This is a genomic window from Streptococcus sp. Marseille-Q6504, from assembly GCF_965111625.1.
On the sequence record NZ_CBCOON010000008.1, the window covers coordinates 74,508 to 100,878 of the forward strand.

The 26,371-nt window shown below is 37.4% G+C and carries 28 protein-coding genes and 1 tRNA gene; all 29 read left to right on the forward strand.

Annotated features, from left to right (window positions below; genetic code table 11):
• Nucleotides 1-86 precede the first annotated feature (86 nt).
• The 29 genes from cpsA (at nucleotide 87) to ACWPUA_RS07865 (ending at nucleotide 26,316) form a co-directional block, all read left to right on the forward strand.
• Entirely contained in the window at nucleotides 87-1,535 is a 1,449-nt protein-coding gene (cpsA, locus tag ACWPUA_RS07725) for an LCP family glycopolymer transferase CpsA (protein WP_414271977.1), read from the forward strand.
• 1 nt (nucleotide 1,536) lies between these two features.
• Nucleotides 1,537-2,268 (forward strand): capsular polysaccharide biosynthesis protein Cps4B, encoded by a 732-nt coding sequence (cps4B, locus tag ACWPUA_RS07730; protein ID WP_006153030.1) that lies wholly within the window; start codon nucleotides 1,537-1,539, stop codon nucleotides 2,266-2,268.
• Between the two features lie 8 nt (nucleotides 2,269-2,276).
• Complete coding sequence (locus ACWPUA_RS07735; protein ID WP_006152932.1) at nucleotides 2,277-2,969, forward strand: CspC family polysaccharide chain length determinant protein; 693 nt, start codon at nucleotides 2,277-2,279, stop codon at nucleotides 2,967-2,969.
• A 10-nt stretch (nucleotides 2,970-2,979) separates the two neighbouring features.
• On the forward strand, nucleotides 2,980-3,672 hold the full coding sequence (locus tag ACWPUA_RS07740) for a tyrosine-protein kinase (RefSeq protein WP_006149526.1): 693 nt from the start codon (nucleotides 2,980-2,982) through the stop codon (nucleotides 3,670-3,672).
• Nucleotides 3,673-3,723: 51 nt separating this feature from the next.
• The gene (locus tag ACWPUA_RS07745; protein WP_036756069.1) at nucleotides 3,724-4,359 is read left to right on the forward strand and encodes a sugar transferase; all 636 of its coding nucleotides are present in this window, start codon (nucleotides 3,724-3,726) and stop codon (nucleotides 4,357-4,359) included.
• Nucleotides 4,360-4,638: 279 nt separating this feature from the next.
• Complete coding sequence (locus ACWPUA_RS07750) at nucleotides 4,639-5,433, forward strand: DUF4422 domain-containing protein (RefSeq protein WP_254724916.1); 795 nt, start codon at nucleotides 4,639-4,641, stop codon at nucleotides 5,431-5,433.
• A gap of 20 nt (nucleotides 5,434-5,453) precedes the next feature.
• On the forward strand, nucleotides 5,454-6,647 hold the full coding sequence (locus tag ACWPUA_RS07755; protein WP_371500956.1) for a polymerase: 1,194 nt from the start codon (nucleotides 5,454-5,456) through the stop codon (nucleotides 6,645-6,647).
• Nucleotides 6,648-6,755: 108 nt separating this feature from the next.
• Nucleotides 6,756-7,592: a LicD family protein gene (locus tag ACWPUA_RS07760; protein WP_454380175.1), complete on the forward strand. Its 837-nt coding sequence runs from the start codon at nucleotides 6,756-6,758 to the stop codon at nucleotides 7,590-7,592.
• Nucleotides 7,593-7,599: 7 nt separating this feature from the next.
• The gene (locus ACWPUA_RS07765; RefSeq protein ID WP_454380177.1) at nucleotides 7,600-8,682 is read left to right on the forward strand and encodes a glycosyltransferase family 4 protein; all 1,083 of its coding nucleotides are present in this window, start codon (nucleotides 7,600-7,602) and stop codon (nucleotides 8,680-8,682) included.
• 8 nt (nucleotides 8,683-8,690) lie between these two features.
• Nucleotides 8,691-9,695, forward strand: coding sequence for a glycosyltransferase family 2 protein (locus ACWPUA_RS07770; RefSeq protein ID WP_454380179.1), 1,005 nt, complete (start codon nucleotides 8,691-8,693; stop codon nucleotides 9,693-9,695).
• A gap of 1 nt (nucleotide 9,696) precedes the next feature.
• The gene (locus tag ACWPUA_RS07775; RefSeq protein WP_454380181.1) at nucleotides 9,697-10,650 is read left to right on the forward strand and encodes a glycosyltransferase family 2 protein; all 954 of its coding nucleotides are present in this window, start codon (nucleotides 9,697-9,699) and stop codon (nucleotides 10,648-10,650) included.
• Nucleotides 10,651-10,804: 154 nt separating this feature from the next.
• A complete protein-coding gene (locus tag ACWPUA_RS07780) occupies nucleotides 10,805-12,220 on the forward strand; it encodes a flippase (RefSeq protein WP_454380183.1) in 1,416 nt (471 codons plus the stop codon).
• 1 nt (nucleotide 12,221) lies between these two features.
• Complete coding sequence (locus ACWPUA_RS07785) at nucleotides 12,222-13,220, forward strand: acyltransferase (protein WP_454380185.1); 999 nt, start codon at nucleotides 12,222-12,224, stop codon at nucleotides 13,218-13,220.
• 13 nt (nucleotides 13,221-13,233) lie between these two features.
• Nucleotides 13,234-14,331, forward strand: a complete 1,098-nt coding sequence (gene glf / locus ACWPUA_RS07790) for a UDP-galactopyranose mutase (RefSeq protein WP_454380187.1) — start codon at nucleotides 13,234-13,236, stop codon at nucleotides 14,329-14,331.
• Between the two features lie 413 nt (nucleotides 14,332-14,744).
• Complete coding sequence (gene ftsA, locus ACWPUA_RS07795) at nucleotides 14,745-16,112, forward strand: cell division protein FtsA (RefSeq protein ID WP_070679027.1); 1,368 nt, start codon at nucleotides 14,745-14,747, stop codon at nucleotides 16,110-16,112.
• Between the two features lie 16 nt (nucleotides 16,113-16,128).
• Nucleotides 16,129-17,382: a cell division protein FtsZ gene (ftsZ, locus tag ACWPUA_RS07800; RefSeq protein ID WP_006149538.1), complete on the forward strand. Its 1,254-nt coding sequence runs from the start codon at nucleotides 16,129-16,131 to the stop codon at nucleotides 17,380-17,382.
• A 5-nt stretch (nucleotides 17,383-17,387) separates the two neighbouring features.
• Entirely contained in the window at nucleotides 17,388-18,059 is a 672-nt protein-coding gene (locus tag ACWPUA_RS07805; protein WP_454380190.1) for a YggS family pyridoxal phosphate-dependent enzyme, read from the forward strand.
• Nucleotides 18,060-18,068: 9 nt separating this feature from the next.
• A complete protein-coding gene (locus ACWPUA_RS07810; RefSeq protein ID WP_175859639.1) occupies nucleotides 18,069-18,617 on the forward strand; it encodes a cell division protein SepF in 549 nt (182 codons plus the stop codon).
• A complete protein-coding gene (locus ACWPUA_RS07815) occupies nucleotides 18,617-18,877 on the forward strand; it encodes a YggT family protein (RefSeq protein ID WP_006153053.1) in 261 nt (86 codons plus the stop codon). Before ACWPUA_RS07810 ends, ACWPUA_RS07815 begins: the two co-directional genes overlap by 1 nt.
• Entirely contained in the window at nucleotides 18,874-19,659 is a 786-nt protein-coding gene (locus tag ACWPUA_RS07820) for a YlmH family RNA-binding protein (RefSeq protein WP_320693579.1), read from the forward strand. Before ACWPUA_RS07815 ends, ACWPUA_RS07820 begins: the two co-directional genes overlap by 4 nt.
• Before the next feature lie 7 nt (nucleotides 19,660-19,666).
• Nucleotides 19,667-19,921: a DivIVA domain-containing protein gene (locus tag ACWPUA_RS07825; protein ID WP_281137432.1), complete on the forward strand. Its 255-nt coding sequence runs from the start codon at nucleotides 19,667-19,669 to the stop codon at nucleotides 19,919-19,921.
• A gap of 16 nt (nucleotides 19,922-19,937) precedes the next feature.
• Nucleotides 19,938-20,750 (forward strand): DivIVA domain-containing protein, encoded by an 813-nt coding sequence (locus tag ACWPUA_RS07830; protein ID WP_281137431.1) that lies wholly within the window; start codon nucleotides 19,938-19,940, stop codon nucleotides 20,748-20,750.
• 255 nt (nucleotides 20,751-21,005) lie between these two features.
• Nucleotides 21,006-23,798 (forward strand): isoleucine--tRNA ligase, encoded by a 2,793-nt coding sequence (gene ileS / locus ACWPUA_RS07835; protein WP_454380194.1) that lies wholly within the window; start codon nucleotides 21,006-21,008, stop codon nucleotides 23,796-23,798.
• Nucleotides 23,799-23,897: 99 nt separating this feature from the next.
• A complete protein-coding gene (locus ACWPUA_RS07840; protein ID WP_004254107.1) occupies nucleotides 23,898-24,266 on the forward strand; it encodes a hypothetical protein in 369 nt (122 codons plus the stop codon).
• Between the two features lie 132 nt (nucleotides 24,267-24,398).
• Nucleotides 24,399-25,091 carry a phosphoglycerate mutase gene (locus tag ACWPUA_RS07845; RefSeq protein ID WP_004254105.1) on the forward strand — a complete coding sequence of 231 codons (693 nt, stop codon included), beginning with the start codon at nucleotides 24,399-24,401 and terminating at the stop codon, nucleotides 25,089-25,091.
• A gap of 119 nt (nucleotides 25,092-25,210) precedes the next feature.
• Entirely contained in the window at nucleotides 25,211-25,363 is a 153-nt protein-coding gene (gene rpmG / locus ACWPUA_RS07850) for a 50S ribosomal protein L33 (RefSeq protein WP_001809375.1), read from the forward strand.
• Between the two features lie 9 nt (nucleotides 25,364-25,372).
• A complete protein-coding gene (gene secE, locus ACWPUA_RS07855) occupies nucleotides 25,373-25,549 on the forward strand; it encodes a preprotein translocase subunit SecE (RefSeq protein ID WP_004254104.1) in 177 nt (58 codons plus the stop codon).
• Between the two features lie 49 nt (nucleotides 25,550-25,598).
• On the forward strand, nucleotides 25,599-26,135 hold the full coding sequence (gene nusG, locus ACWPUA_RS07860) for a transcription termination/antitermination protein NusG (protein WP_004254102.1): 537 nt from the start codon (nucleotides 25,599-25,601) through the stop codon (nucleotides 26,133-26,135).
• 109 nt (nucleotides 26,136-26,244) lie between these two features.
• A tRNA-Glu gene (locus tag ACWPUA_RS07865) sits at nucleotides 26,245-26,316 on the forward strand.
• The last annotated feature ends 55 nt before the right edge of the window (nucleotides 26,317-26,371 follow it).

The window sequence follows — 26,371 nt, forward strand, 5'->3', positions numbered from 1 at the left end:
AATAAAACGTTTCCTTGACTAATGTAGATAGCCTTTAGAGATACTTTGTGATATAATTAAATTAAAATGTTTTGAAGAGGTGTTCCATGAAAAGTAGACGCATAAAAAAAAGTAAATCTAGTAAATTTCAGCAGAGTTTAAACATAGGTTTGTTACTAATCTATGCTGTTCTAGCTTCTTTTTTATTGTTTTTGATTTTTAAATATCAGATTTTAGCGGTCAGCTATTTTAATATTATCTTGGCAGTAGTTTTAGTGCTCATAGCATTATTATCCCTCTTGTTGATCGTTAAGCGCAAAGCTAAGGTCTTCACCTTGATAGTCCTATTGCTCTCGGTTTTATTTAGCTCTGTAGCTTTAGTAGCTGTAAATCGATTTGTTGGACTCGCCAATCAATTTAATGCAACTTCAAATTATTCAAGCTACTCTATGAGTGTGGCAGTGCTAGCAGATAGTGAAATCGATAACGTTTCTCAACTTTCTAGTGTAACTGCTCCAACAGGAACAGATGCTGAGAATATTCAAAAATTGATAGATGACATTAAAACAACTCAAAACAAGGAATTGACAGTTGAGGAAGCTTCTTCTTACCTGGCGGCCTATAAGAGTTTGTTAGATGGAGAAACCAAAGCAATTGTTTTAAACGGTGTTTATGAAAATCTGATTGAGCAGGAATATCCCGACCACGCTAAGAAGATCAAGAAAATCTATACCAAGGACTTGACTAAGAAAGTGGAAGCACCTAAGGTAGCTACAGGAAATTCTTTCAATGTCTACATCAGCGGGATTGATACATATGGTCCTATCAGTTCTGTTTCGCGCTCAGATGTCAATATCATCATGACAGTGAATCAAGATACTAAGAAGATTCTCTTGACGACAACTCCTCGAGATGCCTATGTCCCTATTGCAGATGGTGGAAACAACCAAAACGATAAGTTGACGCATGCGGGTATCTATGGAGTAGATGCTTCTATCCATACCTTAGAAAATCTTTATGGTATCGACTTGAACTATTATGCCCGTCTCAATTTCACTTCTTTCTTGAAGTTGATTGACCTTCTTGGAGGCGTTGACGTATATAATGACCAAGAGTTTACTGCTCATACAAACGGCAAGCACTACCCGGTTGGAAATATTCACCTTGATTCAGAAATGGCTTTAGGTTTTGTCCGTGAACGTTACTCTTTGACAAATGGTGATGGAGATCGCGGTCGTAACCAACAAAAAGTCATTACAGCCATTATTCAGAAGATGACTTCGGCAGAAGCCTTGAAAAATTACGATGCCATCATTCAAGGTTTGCAGGATTCAGTTCAGACCAATATGCCACCAGAAACAATGGTAAGTCTTGTCAATACTCAGTTGGCAAGCGGAGGGAAATATACAGTAACCAATCAAGATCTGAAAGGAACTGGTCGTATGGGTCTTCCGTCTTACGCTATGCCAGATAGCAATCTTTACATGTTAGAAATCGACCCAACTAGCTTGGAAGCTGTTAAAACGGCTATTAAAGATACCATGGAAGGAAAATAAGATGATTGATATTCATTCACATATTGTTTTCGATGTTGACGATGGACCTAAAAATAGAGCTGAGAGCAAGGCTCTCTTAGAGGAAGCTTACGCACAAGGTGTTCGAACCATTGTTTCCACCTCTCATCGCAGAAAAGGAATGTTTGAAACACCAGAAGACAAAATTGCAGCTAATTTTAGCGAAGTTAAACAGTTGGCTCAAGAAATCGCACCGGATTTGAACATCGTGTACGGAGCTGAGATTTATTTTTCAAGTGATGTTTTAGAGAAACTTGAACAAAACATCATCCCAAAACTCAATGGCACTCGTTATGCCTTGATTGAGTTTAGCATGAATACACCCTACAGAGATATTCATAGCGCCTTGACCAAAGTTCTCATGTTAGGGATTACACCTGTGGTTGCTCATATTGAGCGCTATCACACCTTGGAAAACGATGAGAAAAAAGTAAGAGAACTCATCAATATGGGCTGCTATATGCAGATTAATAGTTCGAGCGTCTTAAAGCCACGGCTTTTCGGAGATACCTACAAGTTTATGAAAAAGCGTGCTAGGTATTTCTTGGACAAGGACTTAGTCCATGTAGTGGCTAGCGATATGCACAATTTGGATAATCGCCCACCGTATATGAGAGAAGCTTATGAACTCATCGCTAAAAAATACGGAGCAGGAAAAGCTCGTGAACTTTTTGAAACAAACCCATCAAACATTATAAATGACCAAATAATTTAGGAGAAATGATGAAAGAACAAGAAAAATTTGAAATTGATGTATTTCAATTGGTAAAAGTGCTATGGAAACGAAAATTCCTCATTGTCTTAGCTGCGCTAGTAGCAGGTCTAGCAGCTTTTGCTTATAGCTCATTTGTGATCCAGCCACAGTATACTAGTACCACTCGTATCTACGTAGTCAATCGTAACCAAGCAGATAAGCCAGGTTTGACCAACCAAGACTTGCAGGCAGGTTCATACTTGGTAAAAGACTACCGAGAGATCATCCTTTCTCAGGATGTTCTTGAAAAAGTGGTGGCTGATCAAAGCTTAGCTATGGATGCCAAAACTCTTGGAAGAAAAGTTTCAGTAACAGTTCCTGCAGATACGCGTATCGTATCCATCTCGGTTCGAGATGGTAAACCTGAGGAAGCGAGTCGTATCGCCAATGCACTCAGAGAAGTAGCTGCTCAGAAAATCATTTCTGTAACAAGAGTGTCGGATGTAACCACACTTGAGGAAGCAAGACCAGCGACATCGCCATCTTCACCAAACATTCGTCGCAATACAATGATGGCCACTATAGCAGGTGTAGGATTCGTCACGGTTATCGTGCTTTTAGTTGAATTGTTGGATGATCGAGTGAAGCGTCCAGAAGATATCGAAGAAGTGATGCACATCTCACTTTTAGGTGTTATTCCAAATCTTGAGAAATTAAAATAAAGAGGGAAATATGGCAAAGTTAGAATTATCAGAACAACGATTACACTCTGTAAAAAAAGCTGAGGAGTATTATAACGCATTACGGACCAATATCCAGTTGAGTGGAGATGGTCTCAAAGTGATTGCCCTTTCTTCAGTTAGACCTGGAGAAGGGAAGTCGACTACTTCAACCAACATAGCTTGGGCATTCGCACGTGCAGGCTATAAGACACTCCTTATCGATGCCGATATTCGTAATTCGGTCATGTCAGGTGTCTTTAAATCTAGAGAAAAAATTACAGGTTTGACAGACTACTTATCAGGAACCAAAGATTTATCTCATGGTTTGTGTGAAACAAACGTAGAAAACTTGTTTGTCATTCAATCAGGAGCTGTTTCACCAAACCCGACTGCTCTTCTTCAAAGTGACAAATTTGAAGCAATGATTGAGACTTTACGCAAATACTTTGACTATATCATTGTGGATACAGCCCCTATAGGTGTTGTCATTGATGCGGCTATTATCGTACAAAAATGCGACGCCTCTATCCTGGTAACTGAAGCTTCTGCAACAAAACGGAGAGAAGTTCAAAAAGCTAAAGACCAGTTAGAGCAAACAGGAACACCATTCTTAGGAGTTATTCTGAATAAATTTAATATTCAGCTTGAAAAATATGGTTCTTACGGATCATATGGGAACTACGGTTCCTATGGGAAAAAATAAGAAAAAGTAAATATTAAAAAGAAGATTATATGAAAAGTAGGTGAAGTTTAAGTGGAGATTAGTGAAGTCTTATACAAAAGTTTTAAGCAACTTGCAGACTTTTTTATTGGATTGGTTGGAACTGTTGTATTAGCCTTTCCAGCTTCCTTGATTATTTTCATCATATATAAAGCTAAAGGATATAAGGGTAGCATTTTCTTTACTCAGTATCGAGTAGGTTTGAATGGGAAAAAATTTAAAATTATTAAGTTTCGTTCAATGGTTGAAAATGCTGAAGAAATTCTCTTGGCCAATAAAGAGTTACATCAAAAATATATTGACAATAGCTACAAATTGCCTCCTAACGAAGATCCACGCTTAACGATTATTGGGAATTTCATTAGAAAAACGAGTATTGATGAATTTCCTCAGTTTATAAATGTTTTGCGAGGTGAGATGAGCTTTATAGGACCTAGGCCAATCCTTGATAAGGAGTTAGAAGAATATTCCGAAGAGGAACAGAAACTTCTGCTTTCAGTGAAGCCAGGGATAACAGGTATGTGGCAAGTTTCTGGGAGAAGTGAAGTCTATTATCCTGAACGTTGCGAGATGGAATTATATTATCCTAGAAATCAATCTTTCAAATTGGATGTAAAGATATTTTTATTAACCATTAAGCAAGTTTTGCTAGGAAAAGGGGCTCATTAAAGAACAGATAAGTTTTTTAGGATTTTATAATCTGTTGATGAGTTCAAAATGAAAATGATACGAAATCAAATACTGGTAGTCATGTTTTAGAATTTGGAAAGGGTGTTTTACCATTTTAAAATGGTGAAATATGCTTCCAGAGTTATATGATCTGAGTAGTCTAATAGAGGCATGGCAAAAGAGTCAACTAGTTTCTTAGGTGAACTCTGTGAAACTAGGATGCTAGTGTTTGGTTTCTTTTTTAGCGCAAACAGTTCAATCTAAATGAAGGGGGTTAAAATGACAAAGAATTATAAAATTATCGTGGCAACACACAAGCAATTTACCATGCCTGCTGATACTGATCTTTACCTACCTATCCATGTTGGTAGTGAAGGGAAAGAAAAGTTAGGATACCAATGTGATAATGAAGGAGACAATATTTCAAGTTTGAACCCCTATTATTGCGAATTAACTGGACTTTATTGGGCGTGGAAAAATTTAGAATGTGACTATCTTGGTTTGGTACACTATCGTCGCTATTTCACGGCAAAACGTCACTCATATAGTGAAACGATTGATATGAATGATATTATCCTGTCTAAATCAGAACTGCAAGATTTGTTGGCTGAAAGTGATGTAATCGTTCCAAAAAAACGGAAATACTACATTGAAACGCTATACTCACACTATGCACATACGCATGATGCCAATCATTTAGACGTAACACGCCAGATTGTTAGCGAGTTGAGACCGGACTATATCGATGCTTTTGATCAGGTCATGAAACAACGCAGTGGCTATATGTTCAATATGTTTATCATGTCCAAAGAAAATGTAGCAGCCTACTGTGAATGGTTGTTCCCGATTATTGATGAGCTCTATAAGAGATTGGATATTACAGACTATTCTGCTTTTGATGCTAGATTGTTTGGTCGTATCAGTGAACGCTTGTTCAATGTTTGGTTGGCAAAACAAGATTTGCGGGTAAAAGAGATACCGTTTATCTATATGGAGAAAATTGACTTGATTCAAAAAGGAAAATCCTTCCTACAAGCAAAATTCTTCGGGAAAAAATATGGACAGAGTTTTTAGATAGGGATAAAAGAATAAGGATGAAATTAGTAGTAAAAATAAAATCTTTGCCAGAGCTCTTGGCTCTTGTTGCTTTAGGAATATTTTTAACGGTTTCGATATTAAATGTAACTTTTTATGCTCGATATCTGCCTGGAACAGTTTATAAATTAGCGATAGCTTTTTCAATCTTTCTTTTGCTCCTAAAAGAGTCTTTTAAGAGCAAATATGATTATAGAGCTCTCATTGGATTATTTGCAACAATTTTAATTTATCTTATCGTGGGGAAAATGACAGCTCTCAGTTCAGAACTTTCTGTAACTATATTATTTATTTATGCTTTACGAGATGTTCCCTTTAAGAAGGTGGCGCAAACTTCTTTAGTCGTTAGTATGTTCTTGTTGTTGTTTGTTATCATCAGCGCAAAATTAGGAATCATAACGAATTATATAGAAGTTTCTGGCTCTCGAGTACGAACTTATCTAGGGTTTCGTTACGCATTATTCCCATCTATTTTGCTAATGAATATAGTCGCTATTGTGTTTTATTTAAAGCAAAATAAAATCCAATATTGGCAATGGCTGCTGTTAGCTCTATCAGTTTATTGGGTATATGATCAAACGGATTCTCGTTTAACATTTTATAGTTCCTGTGTACTTTTGGCATGCAGTTTGCTAATAAAGTGGTTTCCAGAACTATTCTCTAAACTAGGACATGTGTTTAAGGTTTTTAAACTGACCTTTATCGTAAATGCAATTATTAGTTTTTGGGTCTCTGTTATCTATCTCAATTCAAGTCATTCTTTTATCAATGACCTTCTTTTTAAAGTAAACCGTATGTTAGGTGGTCGTATATACTTGGCAAACAAATCTTTAAACCTGTATGGTTTTGGATTCCTTGGACGACCGGTTGAATGGTACGGTAACGGTCTGACTATTGAGGGAATCAGAAACTATCAGACATATCTGTATGTGGACAATTTGTATGTCCAAGTTTTACAAAAATTTGGCTTACTCATCCTGGGATTGATGCTCTCAGTCCTAACTTTGACTTTGTCTAAAGTTATTAAAAGTCGTCAATGGGTTCTTGCTTTTATTTTGATAATGATGAGTTTTCATTCCATGATTGATGATTTGAATTTCTATCTTCATTACAATATTTTTTGGATTTTGGTAGGCGCTTTAATCTACCCGGATTATCAGTTTTCTGATGAAGGCGATGAACAGTTAAAATAACATTCATTTGAAAAAACGTATAGTGAAATGGTAAGAAGTATTTAACAAGAACTTAAAAGAGCATAGACTGGGAAGACGGTTTTATTTCGATTTATATAGGAGGAAAGTATGTCGGATATCAAAATCATTCAAGATAAGATTTTATCTATTTTGAAAGAGTTTATTAATATTTGCGAAGAAAATAACCTAACCTACTATGCTCTAGGTGGAACCTTGCTAGGAGCGGTACGTCATAAAGGATTCATACCTTGGGATGATGACATCGATATCGGTATGCCGAGAGAGGATTACGAAAAGTTTAAAAAAATAGCTTCAAATGTCTTGCCAGAAAACTACAAGTTTTTAAGCGAAGATACATTAAACTATAAAAAGGCTTTCTCTGTGATTCGAGATGATTCTACAAAAATCATCATGAATTATAGTAAAGAAGAATTGGTAGAAAGTTTGTGGATAGACATTTTCCCGCTAGATGGTATGCCTTCTAATGCTTTAAAGAAAAAAATTCATTCTTTAAGATACTTGTATGCAAGGATGATGGTTCAACTCTCGCAATTCAATAGTTTGGTGAATCAGAAAAAAGAAAATCGACCATTCATTGAAAAGATAATTATTGCTTTTGCGAATGCTGTTAATATTGAGAAGATTATTTCCTTTACCTGGGCACAGAAAAAATATTTACAAACGATAAAAAAATATTCGTTTGATGAAGCTTACGCAGGAAATTTTACGGGAGCTTACAAATTAAAAGAGATAGTACCGAGTGATTACTTTGGAGAACCAGTCCTATTACAGTTTGAAGATCTTAAACTTTGTTGTCCTTGTAAATACAAGGAATATCTAACAGCCATTTACGGAGCGGATTATATGCAATTGCCACCAGAAGACAAAAGGACTCTTCACCACTACGAGATTATCTCACTGGGTGAAAATGAAGGGGAAGTGTAGTTTAAAGATGAAAAAAATCGCTTTAGTGAAATGGAGTATCGATAGAACAGATGGAGGACTGAAAGTAGCAACCAGCCTTGCAAATGAGTTATCAACTATGTATGAAGTTCATCTTCTCTCAATGATTTCTACAGAAAACAATTTCTTCTCGCTGAAACAATCGGTTCGATATCAAAATTTATCATCAAAGAAAATATCAATGAGTAAAAATTTTCTCAAAGCGGTCAAGTTATTGAGAAACTATCTGAAAGAAGAGAACATTGATATTGTTTTTGGAATCGGAATGAGTATGAATACAGTTGGTGTAGCAAGCACAATTGGTTTGAGAACAAAATTTGTTTCCTGCGACCATACAAATTCTATAGTAGATATTGATACTAAAGTTAAGAAGATACAAAGGTATATTGGAGCGAAATTTGCTGACAAACTCGTGACCCTTACTCAAGAAGACCGTAAAAATTATATAAAAAAATACGGTGTTTCTGATGAAAGAATTTGCTACATCTATAATTGGAAAGAGGCTGCTCTTTCAGATGTATCTTACAATAAAAAATCAACTAAAATTGTGACGGTTGGCCGTTTTGACTATCAAAAAGGATATGATTATCTTGTTCAAGTCGCGAAAAAAGTGTTAGCGAAAAGGTCTGACTGGACTTGGGAAATCTACGGTTCCGGAAATCAAGATGAAGTGGACAAAATCAGAAATTTAATCAACGAAAATGATTTACAGGATAAGTTAGTCATAAAAGGACTCGAAAAAAATCAGGATTTGATTTATGGAGATAAAGGGATTTATGTCATGACTTCTCGCTATGAAGGTCTCCCTCTAGTCCTGCTGGAAGCACAACAATACAATCTTCCTATAGTTAGCTTTAGTTGTCCGACAGGACCGAACGAAATTGTTGAAGATGGAGTTAATGGCTATCTGGTTGAGTGTTATGATACGGACAAGTTGAGCCAAAAATTGCTTGAACTGATGGAAAATGAAGTTTTGAGACAGTCTTTCTCAGAACATGCAAAAGACAATATGGATAAATTCGATAAAGATAAAATTCTCAAGCAGTGGATTGAACTAATTGAGACGATTTAGGAGATATGATGAAGGATTGTTTGTTAACAATTGTAATGCCTAGTTATAATATTCAGGACTACGTTTCAAAAGGACTGGAGTCTTTCCAACAAGTGCAATCAGATTATAAAAATAAATTTGAAGTATTGGTTGTTAACGATGGAAGTACAGACGATACTGCTAAAGTAGCAGAAGAAATATTAGCCCAAGATTCGTTGCTGGATGGCCGTGTAATTACAAAAGAAAACGGTGGTCATGGTTCAACTATCAATCGCGGTATTCAAGAAGCAAAGGGAAAATTTTTTAAAGTGATTGATGGAGATGACTGGGTTATTCCATCAGAATTTGAGAAGTTTTTAGATACTCTTGAAACTGTTGATGTGGATATGGTGATTACAGACTTTACAGAGCAGCATGTCTATAACAATACTACAGTACGAAATGACCTCGTAGACAAGTATGAAATTGGCAAAAAACACATGGGAATTCCGGATGTTCGCATCCCGATGCACTCGGTTACTTATAAGACATCAATCTTGTCGGAAAACAAGATTCGTTTAAGTGAAAAAACATTTTATGTTGATATTCAATACACACTTTTTCCTTTGGAGTATGTTCATAGTTTCAGTTATTGGAATTATGATATTTATCAATACTACATAGGTAGACCAGAGCAAAGTATGAATATCGAGAGTATGAAGCGTAATGTTCGTCACCATTTGACTGTTACAAATTCAGTTCTAGATTATTTTACAAAAATTGAAAGTGACCCCGTTTTAAACCGAGTAGTTTCTGAAACCTTAGATTATCTCATCAGTTTGCAGGTTGATTTGTCTTGGATGGTTAATGATTCCGAAACACTCTTGAAAGAACTATATAGCAAAATTGAGAAAAGTGCATATGACTATATTCCTAGGAAAAAGTTTGACAGATTGTCTTATTTGAACTATAAGACCAAGTTTGCAATGGCCTTAATACTTAATCCAATTTTGAAGAAATACTCTAAAAAGAAAGAAAAAGAGAGAGGGGTTTAGGATGTTTATTAGCATCGTTGTTCCGGTATATAATATTGCCGACTATTTGCACTATGCGATAGATAGCCTGCTGAAACAAACCTATCAAAATTTTGAAGTGATCCTTGTCAATGACGGTTCAACAGATGATTCTCCTCGATTGTGTGAAGATTACGCCCGAGAATATGAAAATATCCATGTTTTTCACAAGGGAAATGGAGGCTTATCTGATGCGCGTAACTTTGGAGTTACAAAAGCCAACTCAGATTGGATTTTCTTTTTAGATCCAGATGATTACCTTGAAGACTACACGCTTGAATTAATAGTAAAAATACAAGAAATACATCAAGCAGACTTGATTTCAACAAAGGTCAAAGCAACTTCAAAGTATGATGATTATAGTTCTCATCATCTTAAACAGTCAGACTATGAAAGCTTGAGTGTGATTACAAAGGAGAAGGCCTTGGAACTAATGTTGGACGACAAAGTTGCAACGGTTTCTGCCTGTGCTAAGCTTTATAAAAAAAGCATATTGGAACGCGTCCCTTTTCCAGTTGGGAAAATCTATGAGGATTTTTATGTTGTTGGAGAGCACCTTGCCTTGGCTGAAAGAATCGTGATAAGCCCGCTTGAAACCTACAATTACTATCGTAGGGAAGGGAGTATAGTTCGTTCAACATTTACTGAAAAAAGATATGATTTCTTTAAAGCTGTTGCAAAAAATGAGGAAGTTGTTAAAAGAGAGTACATTCAGAGCCCGGAATTAAAGCAAGCTTTGCAAGCTAAAAAATTATTAGGTGGTTTTGTAGTGATTGGTGCAAAAGCTGACTCAGGCTTAAAAGATTTTTCAAAAGATAAAGAGTTGTTGAAAGTCGAAATGAGTGAGTTGCTAAAAAATAGTAAGCTATCATGGAAAGTAAAACTAAAATACCTTATTTTTATGTTTAGCCCTAAATTGTATTTGTTGCTACGATAGTATCGTGCATAAAACCAATTTAATTTGCAACAAATATCAAAAAATTGTAGGAAAGAGGAAATATGATAGAAGCTTTTAGAATAATTGCCCATTATAAGTCTGTTCGGTCACAATTTCTAATTTCACAGATTGATTATAAATAGGACGGATTGACATGAAAGTATTAAAAAACTACGCCTACAATCTTTCTTATCAATTGTTGGTGATTATACTCCCGATTATTACGACTCCCTATGTGACACGGGTCTTTTCTTCGGATGATTTAGGGACGTACGGATACTTTAATTCCATTGTCACCTACTTTATTCTATTAGCGACGTTGGGAGTTGCTAACTATGGAACCAAGGTCATTTCAGGGCATCGTAAGGAAATCGAAAAAAACTTTTGGGGAATCTATTCTCTGCAATTAGGTGCAACCCTTCTTTCTCTAACCTTGTATGGCCTTCTTTGCCTGGCTCTTCCCTTTATGCAAAATCCGGTAGCCTACATTCTAGGCTTGAGTTTAGTTTCTAAAGGTTTGGATATCTCTTGGCTCTTTCAAGGGTTGGAGGATTTTCGAAAGATTACTGTTCGAAACATTACGGTTAAAATCGTTGGGGTTACCTCTATCTTTCTCTTTGTCAAATCTGCAAATGATCTTTACCTCTATGTTTTTTTGCTAACCATATTTGAGCTTTTGGGGCAACTAAGTATGTGGTTGCCTGCTCGAGAGTTTATCGGTAGACCTCATTTTGACATAGAATATGCTAGGCATCATTTGAAACCCGTCATCTTATTGTTCCTTCCGCAAGTGGCGATTTCCTTGTATGTAACGCTAGATCGTACCATGCTTGGAGCCTTAGCTTCTACAAAAGATGTAGGGATTTATGACCAGGCTCTAAAGTTGGTAAATATCCTTCTGACCTTGGTAACTTCCTTGGGGAGTGTTATGCTACCTCGTGTTGCGCATTTATTAGCCACAGGTGATCATAAAGCAGTCAATAAGATGCATGAAATGTCCTTCCTTATTTATAATTTAGTCATTTTTCCAATGATGGCAGGAATCTTGATTGTCAATGATGATTTTGTTCAATTTTTCCTTGGTCAAGATTTTCAGGATGCACGCTATGCAATTGCTATTATGATCTTCCGTATGTTCTTCATCGGTTGGACCAATATTATGGGAATTCAGATATTGATCCCTCATAACCGAAATAAAGAATTCATGATTTCAACAACGGCTCCTGCAATTATCAGTGTAGGATTAAACTTATTATTCCTTCCTAAGCTAGGTTATATCGGAGCAGCTATTGTCTCTGTCTTGACAGAGGCTCTAGTGTGGGCGATTCAATTATACTTTACCCGCAGATACCTAAAAGAAGTTCCTATTATTGGATCTATGACAAAAATTATTCTAGCATCAGCTATCATGTATGGCATTTTGCTAGGTTCAAAAACAGTTATACATTTTTCGCCAACCCTAAATGTTCTAGTTTTTGCAGTGCTTGGCGGAATCATTTATCTTTTTGCAATTCTATCTCTGAAAGTGGTAGATGTAAAAGAATTAAAACAAATCATTGGGAAAAAATAGAATGCATAAAACTCGGAATATTAATTTAGATTTAATAAAAGTGCTTGCATGTATTGGAGTTGTTCTACTTCATACAACGATGGTTGGATTTAAAGAAACAGGTTCTTGGAATCTTTTGGCATATTTATATTATTTAGGTACCTACTCTATTCCCCTATTTTTTATGGTCAATGGTTATTTATTGTTAGGAAAGAAGGAGATAACTTATCCCTACATACTTCAGAAAGTCAAATGGATTTTAACAATAGTATCATTATGGACCATTATCGTTTGGCTTTTTAAAAGAGACTTTACAGTTAATCCAATTAAAAAAATTATAGGTTCTCTGTTACAAAAAGGGTATTTCTCCCAGTTTTGGTTTTTTGGTGCACTAATACTTATCTATTTGTGTTTGCCAATTTTAAGAAAATTTCTAAATTCAAAAAGAAGCTATCTATATATACTATCTTCATTGGTTACTATTGGTTTGGTCTTTGAGTTGGCAAATATGGTATTTCAAATGCCCTTGCAGTCATATGTTATACAAACCTTTAGGTTATGGACGTGGTTTTTCTACTACATTTTGGGAGGTTTGATAGCACAATTTGATAAAGAGTTTATAAAAAAAGGCTTTAGGAGATGGATGAAAATAGCTGCAGTACTGTTGATGTTAATTTCTCCATTAATTCTATTTTTCTTAGCAAAGACCATTTACCATAATCTTTTTGCGGAATATTTTTATGATATTTTATTTGTAAAAATTGTCAGTTTAGGAATTTTCCTGACGGTATTAACACTCTCTTTGGAAGAAAACAAAAGTAACTGGATTGTTACACTTTCCAATCAAACAATGGGAGTTTTTATAGTACATACTTACGTTATCAAAGTGTTAGAAAAGTTACTTGGTTTTAGTTATACAGGTGCATATTTGCTTTTTCCAATACTCACTTTGTGTGTAAGTTTAATTGTTGTTAGTTTATTAATGAAAATTCCTTATTTCAATCGAATCGTCAAATTATAAAAAGGAGAATAAAATGTACGACTATCTGATCGTTGGTGCAGGATTGTCTGGAGCAATCTTTGCACATGAAGCTACAAAACGTGGAAAAAAAGTAAAAGTGATTGACAAACGTGATCACATCGGTGGAAATATCTACTGTGAAAATGTTGAAGACATCAATGTCCACAAGTATGGTGCCCACATTTTCCATACTTCTAACAAAAAAGTGTGGGACTATGTGAACCAGTTCGCTGAATTCAATAACTATATCAACTCACCAGTGGCTAACTACAAGGGCAGCCTCTACAATCTTCCTTTCAACATGAATACCTTCTACGCTATGTGGGGAACTAAGACACCACAAGAAGTCAAGGACAAGATTGCAGAACAAACGGCGGATATGAAGGATGTTGAGCCAAAGAACCTTGAAGAACAAGCCATCAAGTTGATTGGTCCGGATATCTATGAAAAATTAATCAAGGGCTATACAGAAAAGCAATGGGGACGTTCAGCAACAGAACTTCCACCATTTATCATCAAGCGCCTCCCAGTGCGTTTGACCTTTGATAACAACTACTTTAATGACCGTTACCAAGGAATTCCAATCGGTGGCTACAACGTCATCATCGAAAACATGTTGGGCGATGTAGAAGTAGAACTTGGGGTTGATTTCTTTGCTAATCGTGAAGAGCTGGAAAGCTCAGCGGAAAAAGTTGTCTTTACAGGTATGATTGACCAGTACTTTGACTACAAACATGGGGAGTTAGAATACCGCAGCCTTCGATTCGAGCACGAAGTCTTGGATGAGGAAAATCATCAAGGGAATGCTGTGGTCAACTATACAGAGCGTGAGATTCCTTATACTCGTATCATTGAGCACAAGCATTTCGAGTATGGTACACAACCTAAGACGGTTATCACTCGTGAGTACCCTGCTGATTGGAAACGTGGAGACGAACCATATTACCCAATCAACGATGAAAAGAACAACGCTATGTTTGCTAAGTATCAAGAAGAAGCAGCCAAAAATGACAAGGTCATCTTCTGTGGCCGCCTAGCAGACTATAAATACTACGACATGCATGTGGTCATTGAACGTGCTCTTGAGGTAGTAGAGAAAGAATTTTCATAAAAAGAAGCTAGTTTCTAGCTTCTTTTTTCTTTTTTAGGAAGATAAAAATGAACGATAATATCATGCAAAAAGGGGAGCGTATAGCCTAGTGTATTTTGATATCACCCCTTGCTTTGAAAATGAATAGGAAAATAATTGCAAATGGATATATCAGTTTTGGAAAAAATAGGGATTTTCATAGCCATTTTTCAGTTTTTCTGACATTTTTACACTGTTTTTCATAGAAAAAATTAAAAAGAGGGACTTGTAATGGAATATTAAAATAAATTTAATGAAAAACCTTCGATAAAATCACAAAAAATTAGGCACGAATCGGATTTTTGTGATATAATATTCTGTGAATAGCTATGCCTTCTTGTAGCTGTTAAAAAAATCAAAGTGTGAAACTTGGAAGATAGAGAGGACGCAATGTAATGACTAGAAATGGTTTCTTTACAGGCTTAGATATTGGAACAAGCTCAATTAAAGTGTTAGTTGCTGAGCTTGTAGATGGTGAAGTAAATGTAATCGGTGTTAGCAACGCCAAAAGTAAAGGTGTCAAGGATGGGATTATCGTTGACATCGAAGCTGCAGCAACGGCTATCAAATCTGCTATTTCTCAAGCAGAAGAAAAAGCAGGGATTTCAATCAAATCAGTAAACGTTGGGCTTCCAGCAAACTTGTTGCAAGTGGAACCAACTCAAGGAATGATTCCTGTAACATCAGATACAAAAGAAATTACAGATCAAGATGTTGAGAATGTTGTCAAATCAGCTTTGACTAAGAGCATGACACCTGATCGTGAAGTGATTACGTTTGTGCCAGAAGAATTTGTAGTAGACGGTTTCCAAGGTATTCGTGACCCTCGTGGTATGATGGGTGTTCGTTTGGAAATGCGTGGGCTTCTCTATACAGGTCCAAGAACCATTCTTCACAACCTTCGTAAAACTGTAGAACGTGTTGGAGTTCAAGTTGATAACGTGATTATTTCACCGCTTGCAATTGTAAACTCTGTTCTTAACGAAGGCGAACGTGAGTTTGGAGCGACTGTTATTGATATGGGTGGTGGCCAAACAAGTGTTGCTACTATCCGTAATCAAGAACTACAATACACAAATGTTTACCAAGAAGGTGGCGACTACGTCACTAAAGACATTTCAAAAGTTCTTAAAACTTCTAAGAAGATTGCAGAAGGTTTGAAGCTTAACTACGGTGAAGCTTATCCGCAACTTGCAAGCAAAGAAACTTTCCAAGTTGAAGTGATTGGTGAAGTAGAACCTGTTGAAGTTACAGAAGAATACTTGGCTCAAATTATTTCAGCTAGATTGAAACACATCTTTGAACAAATCAAACAAGATTTGGAAAGAAGACATTTGTTGGACTTGCCGGGAGGTATTGCTCTGATTGGTGGGAATGCTATTCTACCAGGTATCGTTGAGCTTGCCCAAGAAGTACTTGGAGTTCGTGTGAAACTTTATGTTCCAAACCAAGTAGGTATCCGCAATCCTGCATTTGCTCATGTGATTAGTTTGTCAGAATTTGCTGGAAGTCTTACAGAAGTGAATGTTTTAGCTCAAAGAGCTATCAGAGGAGACCAAGTTCTACGTCAACAACCAATTGATTTCAGAACTTCAAGTCAGGAAAAACCTGCAGCTTCTCAACGTTCAGTGTTTGGTACAACTTCAACTGAATCAGCAGAACCAACTTATACTGCTGAATCAGCAACTCCAAATCAATCAGAAGAAAAACCAAAATTGACTGACCGATTCCGTAGCTTAATCGGAAGCATGTTTGATGAATAGGATAGAGGAATAAAATATGACATTTTCATTTGATACAGCAGCAGCACAAGGTGCAGTAATTAAAGTAATTGGTGTCGGTGGTGGCGGTGGAAACGCCATTAACCGCATGGTTGACGAAGGCGTTTCAGGTGTTGAGTTCATCGCAGCCAACACAGATGTGCAAGCCTTGAGCAGTACAAAAGCTGAAACAGTTATCCAACTTGGTCCAAAATTAACTCGCGGACTTGGTGCTGGAGGACAGCCTGAAGTTGGTCGTAAGGCTGCTGAAGAAAGCGAAGAAGCAATTACTGAAGCTATCAGTGGTGCAGATATGGTCTTCATCACTGCTGGTATGGGTGGTGGTTCTGGTACAGGTGCTGCACCAGTTATCGCTCGTATCGCTAAAGGTTTAGGTGCTTTGACTGTCGGTGTTGTGACACGTCCATTCGGTTTCGAAGGAAGCAAACGTGGTCAATTCGCAGTCCAAGGGATCAACGAACTACGTGAACATGTTGATACTCTCTTGATTATCTCAAACAACAACTTATTAGAAATTGTTGACAAGAAAACTCCACTTCTTGAAGCTTTGTCTGAAGCAGATAACGTTCTTCGTCAAGGTGTTCAAGGGATTACAGATTTGATTACAAATCCTGGTTTGATCAACTTGGACTTCGCAGACGTGAAGACAGTAATGGCAAACAAAGGAAATGCCCTTATGGGTATCGGTATCGGTAGCGGAGAAGAGCGTGTTATCGAAGCAGCTCGTAAAGCTATCTACTCACCACTTCTTGAAACAACTATTGATGGAGCGGAAGATGTTATCGTTAACGTAACTGGTGGTTTGGATATGACTTTGATTGAAGCGGAAGAAGCTTCTGAAATCGTCAATCAAGCTGCTGGACATGGCGTAAATATCTGGCTCGGTACTTCTATTGATGAATCAATGAAAGATGAAATCCGTGTAACTGTTGTTGCAACTGGAGTTCGTCAAGATGCAGTCGAAAAAGTTGTAGCGCCACAACCAAGACAAGCGTCATTCCGTGAACCAGTAAAATCTGGACATACACACACTTATGACCGTCATTTTGATTTGGCAGAAACAGCTGAACTTCCAACTCCTTCACAACGTCACACTGAAGCGCCTAAAGCATCAGCTTTTGGTGACTGGGACTTGAGACGTGATTCAATTGTTCGTCAAGGTGAATCAGTCGTATCTCCAGTTGAGCGTTTTGAAGCACCAGCTTCTGACGAAGATGAGTTGGAAACACCACCATTCTTTAAAAACCGTTAATAGAGATGGATTTAAAAGAAAATACAAATCAGGTATTTCAACAGGTTACAAAAGCAATTCAAGAAACCGGCCGTGAAGACGGCTCGGTTTCTGTAATTGCCGTAACAAAATATGTTGATATTGCAACTGCAGCAAATTTGATTGACCAAGGAGTCAAACACATCGGTGAAAACCGTGTCGACAAATTTCTTGAAAAGTATCATGCTTTAAGTGATAAAGATGTTACTTGGCACTTGATTGGTAGCTTGCAAAGAAGAAAAGTCAAGGATATCATTCCTTATGTTGATTATTTTCACGCTTTAGATTCTTTGAAATTAGCCCAAGAGATTCAAAAACGTGCCGATAGAACAGTTAAATGTTTTTTGCAGGTCAATATTTCTGGAGAGGAAAGCAAGCATGGTTTTTCAAAAGAGGATCTATTGACAGTCTTGCCAGACTTGTCTAGCTTGGATCAAATCGAGTATGTTGGTCTCATGACCATGGCTCCCTTTGAGGCCCAAACAGAAGAGTTGCAAAAAATCTTTAAAGAAACGCAAGAGTTGCAACAATACATTCGTGAACAACAATTCCCCAATATGCCAATGACAGAACTAAGTATGGGAATGAGTCGTGACTACAAAGAAGCGATTCAGTGTGGCTCAACTTTTGTTCGAATTGGTACAGCATTTTTTAAATAGGAAATAATCATGTCATTAAAAGATAAATTTGATAAATTTATAGATTACTTTACAGAAGATGGAGATGAAGTTGCTTCAGAAGTTGTAGCTGCACAACCTGAACGTTCACTAGCTTCGGTTCCTCAAAAAAGAGAATTACCACAGCAAACTGCTGCTCAAGAATCTTCTTCAGCCGAAGCAAAAGAGAAAAATATTACAAAACTTCATGCCCGTCAGCAACAACTAGCAATTGAAAGCCATCGCTCTACTGAAAAAGTAACCATCGATGTTCGTTACCCACGCCGTTACGAAGATGCAACAGATATTGTTGATTTGTTGGCTGGAAATGAAAGTATCTTGATTGACTTCCAATATATGACAGAAGTTCAAGCTCGTCGTTGTTTGGATTACTTGGATGGGGCACGTCATGTCCTTGCTGGTGAGTTAAGAAAAGTAGCGAACACAATGTATCTTTTGACACCTGTTGGTGTTGTGGTAAACATTGAAGATATTCGTTTACCTGAAGAAGCTCAAAGCGAAGAATACGACTTTGACATGAAGAGAAATAGAGTACGTTAATGTTTCTAATAATTCGTTTTATCCAAAATGCTACAGATATCTATTCACTGATACTTGTAGCTTTTGCTCTATTATCATGGTTTCCAAATGCCTATAACACACAGTTGGGGAAATTTTTAGAGACTTTGTGTAAACCAATTCTTGAGCCTCTAAAACGTCTACCTCTTCAAATCGCAGGTTTGGATTTCTCTGTTTGGATAGCCCTAATTCTCTTACGCATGATTAGTCGCTATCTCATCAATTTGCTGGTCGTGTTATGAGCAAAGAACTTTACCAACATTTCGCAACGGAGGATATTCCATTCATCGATAAGGGCTTGGAATGGTTGAGTCAAGTCGAGGAGCACTATGCACCGATTTTATCTCCTTTTATAAATCCTCACCAAGTATTTATCTTGGAAACTTTGGGAAATAATAGAGGGATAAAAGTCTTCTCTAGTACGAGTTATATCTCTTCGGAATACGCTAGGGTTATTTTAGCGCCTGATTACTTCACGCCAAGTTTGGAAGATTTTGAAATGACCTTGCTTGAGATCGTGTATCCCAGCAAGTTTCAGCAACTGACCCATTCAAAGATATTGGGTACAGTTCTCAATCGACTAGGTATTGACCGGAAGTTATTCGGAGACATTCTGGTGACAGAAGATAAAGCCCAAATTATTGTCGATCGAAGATTTACCACTCTTTTCCAGGATGGAATTCAAAAGATTTCCAAGTTGCCTGTAAGTTTAGTAGAACGTCCTTTTTCAGATATAATAGAATCCAAAGATGACTATCAAGAAAAAGAAGTCTTGGTTTCAAGTCTTCGTCTGGATACCTTCTTATCTAGCATATTGAAATTATCTCGTTCCCAAACTTCGGCTTTGGTTGAAAAAAAGTTGGTTCAAGTCAACTATCATATAGTTGAAAAATCGGACTATCCGGTAAAAATTGGTGATTTAATCAGCGTCAGACGCTTTGGTCGAATTATCTTACTCAAAGAAAATGGTCAAACCAAGAAGGATAAGAAAAAATTAACAGTCCAGCTACTATTAAGCAAGTGAGAAAAATATGTCAATTACACCACAAGAAATTAGTGATAAAGCTTTCTCAAGATCATTCAGAGGCTACAATCAGGAAGAAGTTGATTTATTTCTAGATAAGATTTATTTTGAATTAGAGGAATTAATCCGAAACAAAGAGGAAACTGAACTCTACATCAAAAAACTAGAAGAACGTCTTTCCGACTATACGACTGATATTCCTAAGAGAACAGTAACAAACGAGCAAGAACCAGAAACAATTAATGATTCTATTTTTTATTAAATAAGTGAGGAAAAATATGCCAATTACATCGTTAGAAATTAAGGATAAAACCTTTGGTGTTCAGTTTAGAGGTTTTAACCGTGAAGAAGTTGATGAATTTTTAGATATTGTTGTTCGTGACTATGAAGACTTAGTTCGTAGTAATCATGAAAAAGATCAGCACATTAAAAATTTAGAAGACCGTCTATCTTATTTTGATGAAATTAAAGATTCATTGAGTCAGTCAGTATTGATTGCTCAAGACACAGCTGAACGTGTGAAACAAGCTGCGAATGACCGTTCTAATAACATCATTAAGCAGGCTGAGCAAGATGCTCAACGCTTGCTTGATGAAGCAAAATACAAAGCCAATGAAATTTTGCGACAAGCAACAGATAATGCTAAAAAAGTTGCTGTAGAAACTGAAGAGTTAAAGAACAAGAGTCGCGTCTTCCACCAACGTTTGAAATCAACAATCGAAAGTCAGTTGGCTATTGTTGATTCATCAGATTGGGAAGAAATTTTGCGTCCGACTGCAACTTATCTTCAAACTAGCGACGAAGCATTCAAGGAAGTCGTCCAAGAGGTTCTAGGTGAAGATGTATCTTCATATCATGATGAAGAACCAATTGACATGACTCGTCAATTTTCTCCAGAAGAAGTTGCAGAACTTCAAGCGCGTATTGAAGCAGCTAACAAGGAATTGTTAGAAGCAGAACAAGCTGCTGAAGAGTCAACTGAAACTGAAGTTGAAGTTCAGCCAGTTGCTGAAACTCCTGTTGAACCAGTACATGAGGAAGGACCTCAAGATGATGCTGACACTCAACAAGAGTCAGTTCTAATTTTATAAGAATCTCATTAGAGAACAAGAATTTATCAAACACATTTCTAGCGAGTAGGAGATGGTGGAAGTCCTACAATCCCTGTTGGTAAATTTATCCTCTCTTAGTATCAAATCTGAAAATAGTAAGATTTGACGTTGCCCACGTTACGGGAAAAGAGGGAAAGAGACTAGGTCTTTTTCCGAACAAAGGTGGTACCACGATTTTCGTCCTTTTTGCGAGTCGTGGTTTTTATATTGTCAATTTACATTAAAGGAGTACTAATGAAACTTAAAGAAACCCTCAATCTTGGAAAAACAGAATTTCCAATGCGTGCCGGTCTTCCGACCAAAGAGCCAGTTTGGCAAAAGGAATGGGATGAAGCTAAACTTTATCAACGTCGTCAAGAATTAAATGAAGGAAAACCGCATTTCACGCTTCATGATGGCCCTCCATACGCTAACGGGAACATCCACGTAGGACATGCCATGAACAAGATTTCAAAAGATATCATTGTTCGTTCTAAGTCTATGTCAGGATTTTACGCACCTTACATCCCAGGTTGGGATACTCATGGTTTGCCAATTGAGCAAGTTTTGGCAAAACAAGGTGTTAAACGCAAAGAGATGGACCTTGTTGAATACTTGAAACTTTGCCGTGAATACGCTCTGTCTCAAGTAGATAAACAACGCGAAGACTTTAAACGTTTGGGTGTTTCTGGTGACTGGGAAAATCCATATGTAACACTAACTCCTGACTATGAAGCAGCGCAAATCCGTGTCTTCGGTGAAATGGCTAATAAAGGCTACATCTACCGTGGAGCGAAGCCCGTTTATTGGTCTTGGTCATCTGAGTCTGCGCTTGCCGAAGCGGAAATTGAATACCATGACTTGGTTTCAACATCACTTTACTATGCCAACAAAGTCAAAGATGGCAAAGGTGTTCTAGATACTGATACTTATATCGTCGTTTGGACAACAACTCCATTCACCATCACGGCTTCACGTGGTTTGACTGTTGGTGCGGATATTGATTACGTCTTGGTTCAACCAGCTGGCGAATCTCGTAAGTTTGTGGTTGCTTCAGAATTGTTGAACAGCTTGTCTGAGAAATTCGGTTGGTCTGATGTTCAGGTTTTGGCAACTTACCGTGGTTCAGAATTGAACCAAATTGTGACAGAACACCCGTGGGATACAGAAGTAGATGAACTCGTTATCCTTGGTGACCACGTTACAACAGATTCTGGTACTGGTATCGTCCATATAGCTCCTGGTTTTGGTGAGGATGACTACAATGTCGGTGTTGCCAATGGGCTTGAAGTTGCTGTGACTGTTAACGAACGCGGGATCATGATGGCCAATGCAGGTGCAGAGTTCGAAGGTCAATTCTACGACAAGGTTGTGCCAACGGTTATTGAAAAACTTGGTGATCTACTTCTTGCTCAAGAAGAAATCTCTCACTCCTACCCATTTGACTGGCGTACGAAAAAACCAATCATCTGGCGTGCAGTGCCTCAATGGTTTGCTTCTGTATCTAAATTCCGCCAAGAAATCTTAGACGAAATTGAAAAAGTCAAGTTCCACTCAGAGTGGGGTAAAGTCCGTCTTTACAACATGATTCGTGACCGTGGTGACTGGGTGATCTCTCGTCAACGTGCTTGGGGAGTTCCTCTTCCAATCTTCTATGCAGAAGATGGCACACCAATCATGACAGCTGAAACCATCGAGCATGTAGCTCAACTCTTTGAAGAACATGGTTCAATCATCTGGTGGGAACGTGATGCTAAAGACCTCTTGCCAGAAGGATTTACCCATCCAGGTTCACCAAATGGCGAGTTCAAGAAAGAAACAGACATCATGGACGTTTGGTTTGACTCAGGTTCATCATGGAATGGTGTAGTGGTTAACCGTCCAGAACTCAAATATCCAGCAGATCTTTATCTTGAAGGTTCAGACCAATACCGTGGTTGGTTCAACTCATCACTCATCACATCTGTTGCCAACCATGGTGTAGCACCATACAAACAAATCTTGTCACAAGGTTTTGCCCTTGACGGTAAAGGTGAGAAGATGTCTAAATCTCTTGGAAATACCATTGCCCCAAGCGACGTTGAAAAACAATTTGGTGCAGAAATCTTGCGTCTCTGGGTAACCAGTGTAGACTCAAGTAACGACGTACGTATCTCTATGGATATCTTGAGCCAAGTCTCTGAAACTTACCGTAAGATCCGTAACACCCTTCGTTTCTTGATTGCTAACACATCTGACTTTAACCCAGCTGAGGATTCAGTCGCTTACGAAGAACTTCGTTCTGTTGATAAGTACATGACTATCCGCTTTAACCAACTTGTTAAGACTATTCGTGACGCTTATGCTGACTTTGAATTCTTGACAATCTATAAAGCTCTAGTGAACTTTATCAACGTTGATTTGTCTGCTTTCTATCTTGACTTTGCCAAAGATGTTGTCTATATCGAAGGTGCAAAATCTCTCGAACGCCGTCAGATGCAAACAGTCTTCTATGACATCCTTGTGAAAATTACCAAACTCTTGACACCAATTCTTCCACACACTGCTGAAGAAATCTGGTCATATCTCGAGTTTGAAACAGAAGACTTTGTTCAATTATCAGAATTACCTGAAGCACAAACATTTGCCAACCAAGAGGAAATCTTGGATACATGGTCAGCCTTTATGGACTTCCGTGGACAAGCTCAAAAGGCTTTGGAAGAAGCACGTAATGAAAAAGTGATTGGTAAATCTCTTGAAGCTCATTTGACAGTTTATCCTAATGAAGTAGTGAAGACTCTTCTTGGAGCTGTTGATAGCAATGTAGCCCAACTCTTGATCGTCTCTAAATTGACCATCGCTGAAGGTCCAGCTCCAGAAGGTGCAGTTAACTTTGAAGATGTGGCCTTCACGGTTGAGCGTGCGGCTGGTGAAGTTTGTGATCGTTGCCGTCGTATCGATCCAAGTACAGCAGAACGTAGCTACCATGCAACAATCTGTAATCACTGTGCAAGCATCGTTGAAGAAAACTTTGCGGATGCAGTAGCAGAAGGATTTGAAGCTAAATAATCTAACAAAAATACAGGGTCTTCCTGTATTTTTTTAAAAAATAAAAACTTTAATAAAAATATGGTATAATATACCTTATTAAAATAAAAGGAGATATTTATGAAGACAAAAACACTAGCACAAGTAGATGGCTTTATTGGTATTATTGCAGGAGCTATTTTAGCTTTCTTACCAATTTTTATGGTATTTCTTGCAGCCATTTCTGAAGACGAAGATGCTGCAGGGCTAATTTTGGGCATTATTTTCATTGTGTTCTCTTTAGTGAAAATTGCAACCCTCATTCTTGGAATCCTTTCACTTGTCTACTATAAGGATGACAATCGTATTTCACTAGCACCATCGATTCTATTTATCGTAGGTTCTGTAGTTGCCTTGATTCCTTTCCTTGGATGGATTGGTGGAATTGTCCTTGTGATTGGTGGGGCTCTGTACCTAGCAAGCTTGAAACAATTTAGAATTGAAGAATAAATTATTTTTTAGGGAAGAGTCCATTAGCTCTTCTCTTTTTCGTTGATTTAAACTAGCTTTTTTGTGAAAAATTGTGTAAAATAGAATAGATAAACGAGGGCAACCTCGAAAAATAAAAGGAGAATCCAACTAATGGTAAAATTGGTTTTCGCTCGCCACGGTGAGTCTGAATGGAACAAAGCTAACCTTTTCACAGGATGGGCTGACGTAGATCTTTCTGAAAAAGGTACTCAACAAGCTATCGATGCTGGTAAATTGATCAAAGAAGCTGGTATTGAATTTGACCAAGCTTACACTTCAGTATTGAAACGTGCAATCAAAACAACTAACCTTGCACTTGAAGCATCTGACCAACTTTGGGTTCCAGTTGAAAAATCATGGCGCTTGAACGAACGTCACTACGGTGGTTTGACTGGTAAAAACAAAGCTGAAGCTGCTGAACAATTTGGTGATGAGCAAGTTCACATCTGGCGTCGTTCATACGATGTATTGCCTCCAGCAATGCCTCGTGATGATGAGCACTCAGCTCACACAGACCGTCGTTACGCTTCACTTGATGACTCAGTAATTCCAGATGCTGAAAACTTGAAAGTGACTTTGGAACGCGCTCTTCCATTCTGGGAAGATAAAATCGCTCCAGCACTTAAAGATGGTAAAAACGTATTCGTAGGTGCACACGGTAACTCAATCCGCGCCCTTGTAAAACACATCAAACAATTGTCAGACGACGAAATCATGGATGTGGAAATCCCTAACTTCCCACCATTGGTATTCGAATTTGACGAAAAATTGAACGTAGTTTCTGAATACTACCTTGGTAAATAATGTAAAATAGAGTCTAGGATTATTCCTAGGCTTTTTTATTTTAAAATAGGAAAATGCAGAGTGCAATTTAACTTGTCAAAGACAAGGATTCTTGTTATAATAGATAGGATGGAGGCGCTATGGCACTTAAAAAAGCAAGTTTAGCCTGTGCGGTTTGTGGTTCAAGAAACTACTCAATTAAAATTAGTGGGAATCCAAAACCGACTCGCTTAGAAGTAAATAAATTTTGTAAACATTGTGGTAAATACACAACACATCGAGAAACGAGATAGGAGATAAGAATGGGTTTTATTAAGGATATCTTTACACTTCTTAAAGATACAACTTGGCCAACTCGAAAACAAAGTTGGGTAGATTTCAAATCTATCATGGAATACACTGCCTTCTTTGTTGTCATCATTTATATTTTTGACCAGTTAATCGTTAGCGGATTGATCCGATTCATTAACATTTTTTAAGATAGTATAAATAGGCTGAAAGAAGTTTACCATTAAGAAAGGAAAAAAGATGGATAGTTTTGATAAAGGATGGTTTGTCCTACAAACATATTCTGGTTATGAAAATAAAGTAAAAGAAAATCTCTTGCAACGTGCACAAACATACAATATGTTGGATAATATCCTACGTGTGGAAATTCCAACTCAAACTGTGCAAGTTGAAAAAAATGGGAAGAAAAAAGAAGTTGAAGAAAATCGCTTCCCAGGATATGTCCTTGTGGAAATGGTTATGACTGATGAAGCTTGGTTTGTAGTTCGTAACACACCAAACGTTACGGGATTTGTCGGCTCACACGGAAACAGATCTAAACCAACTCCGCTTTTGGAACAAGAAATCAGAGATATCTTGGTATCAATGGGACAAACGGTTCAAGAATTCGATATCAATGTTGAAGTTGGTCAAACAGTTCGAATCATAGATGGTGCCTTTGCTGATTACACAGGAAAAATTACTGAAATTGATAATAACAAAGTGAAAATGATTATTTCAATGTTTGGTAATGATACAGTAGCAGAAGTAAACTTGAATCAAATTGCTGAATTGTAATCTCAGCAACTCATATACTTGTGAATCTAGAATCCTGTCAACTAATTTTTAAAAAACTAGTTGACAAGATTCTAAAAGTGGGTATAATAGAAAGAGTTAAAAAGCTCAGGGTCCGTTGGTCAAGGGGTTAAGACACCGCCTTTTCACGGCGGTAACACGGGTTCGAATCCCGTACGGACTATGGGTGTATCGCGGTTGATGGAAATAGGAATTAAAAAAAGTTAAAAAAACCTGTT

Bases quoted from the DNA above. Each gene is read 5' to 3' on its own strand.
- ACWPUA_RS07750 (WP_254724916.1), top strand. From the start codon at position 4,639: ATGACAAAGAATTATAAAATTATCGTGGCAACACACAAGCAATTTACC.
- cps4B (WP_006153030.1), top strand. From the start codon at position 1,537: ATGATTGATATTCATTCACATATTGTTTTCGATGTTGACGATGGACCT.
- ACWPUA_RS07755 (WP_371500956.1), top strand. From the start codon at position 5,454: ATGAAATTAGTAGTAAAAATAAAATCTTTGCCAGAGCTCTTGGCTCTT.
- ACWPUA_RS07765 (WP_454380177.1), top strand. From the start codon at position 7,600: ATGAAAAAAATCGCTTTAGTGAAATGGAGTATCGATAGAACAGATGGA.
- ACWPUA_RS07760 (WP_454380175.1), top strand. From the start codon at position 6,756: ATGTCGGATATCAAAATCATTCAAGATAAGATTTTATCTATTTTGAAA.
- ileS (WP_454380194.1), top strand. From the start codon at position 21,006: ATGAAACTTAAAGAAACCCTCAATCTTGGAAAAACAGAATTTCCAATG.
- ACWPUA_RS07820 (WP_320693579.1), top strand. From the start codon at position 18,874: ATGAGCAAAGAACTTTACCAACATTTCGCAACGGAGGATATTCCATTC.
- ftsZ (WP_006149538.1), top strand. From the start codon at position 16,129: ATGACATTTTCATTTGATACAGCAGCAGCACAAGGTGCAGTAATTAAA.
- ACWPUA_RS07840 (WP_004254107.1), top strand. From the start codon at position 23,898: ATGAAGACAAAAACACTAGCACAAGTAGATGGCTTTATTGGTATTATT.
- glf (WP_454380187.1), top strand. From the start codon at position 13,234: ATGTACGACTATCTGATCGTTGGTGCAGGATTGTCTGGAGCAATCTTT.
- secE (WP_004254104.1), top strand. From the start codon at position 25,373: ATGGGTTTTATTAAGGATATCTTTACACTTCTTAAAGATACAACTTGG.
- rpmG (WP_001809375.1), top strand. From the start codon at position 25,211: ATGGCACTTAAAAAAGCAAGTTTAGCCTGTGCGGTTTGTGGTTCAAGA.
- nusG (WP_004254102.1), top strand. From the start codon at position 25,599: ATGGATAGTTTTGATAAAGGATGGTTTGTCCTACAAACATATTCTGGT.
- ACWPUA_RS07825 (WP_281137432.1), top strand. From the start codon at position 19,667: ATGTCAATTACACCACAAGAAATTAGTGATAAAGCTTTCTCAAGATCA.
- ACWPUA_RS07740 (WP_006149526.1), top strand. From the start codon at position 2,980: ATGGCAAAGTTAGAATTATCAGAACAACGATTACACTCTGTAAAAAAA.
- ftsA (WP_070679027.1), top strand. From the start codon at position 14,745: ATGACTAGAAATGGTTTCTTTACAGGCTTAGATATTGGAACAAGCTCA.
- ACWPUA_RS07785 (WP_454380185.1), top strand. From the start codon at position 12,222: ATGCATAAAACTCGGAATATTAATTTAGATTTAATAAAAGTGCTTGCA.
- ACWPUA_RS07805 (WP_454380190.1), top strand. From the start codon at position 17,388: ATGGATTTAAAAGAAAATACAAATCAGGTATTTCAACAGGTTACAAAA.
- ACWPUA_RS07775 (WP_454380181.1), top strand. From the start codon at position 9,697: ATGTTTATTAGCATCGTTGTTCCGGTATATAATATTGCCGACTATTTG.
- ACWPUA_RS07845 (WP_004254105.1), top strand. From the start codon at position 24,399: ATGGTAAAATTGGTTTTCGCTCGCCACGGTGAGTCTGAATGGAACAAA.
- ACWPUA_RS07830 (WP_281137431.1), top strand. From the start codon at position 19,938: ATGCCAATTACATCGTTAGAAATTAAGGATAAAACCTTTGGTGTTCAG.
- ACWPUA_RS07770 (WP_454380179.1), top strand. From the start codon at position 8,691: ATGAAGGATTGTTTGTTAACAATTGTAATGCCTAGTTATAATATTCAG.
- ACWPUA_RS07735 (WP_006152932.1), top strand. From the start codon at position 2,277: ATGAAAGAACAAGAAAAATTTGAAATTGATGTATTTCAATTGGTAAAA.
- ACWPUA_RS07780 (WP_454380183.1), top strand. From the start codon at position 10,805: ATGAAAGTATTAAAAAACTACGCCTACAATCTTTCTTATCAATTGTTG.
- cpsA (WP_414271977.1), top strand. From the start codon at position 87: ATGAAAAGTAGACGCATAAAAAAAAGTAAATCTAGTAAATTTCAGCAG.
- ACWPUA_RS07810 (WP_175859639.1), top strand. From the start codon at position 18,069: ATGTCATTAAAAGATAAATTTGATAAATTTATAGATTACTTTACAGAA.
- ACWPUA_RS07815 (WP_006153053.1), top strand. From the start codon at position 18,617: ATGTTTCTAATAATTCGTTTTATCCAAAATGCTACAGATATCTATTCA.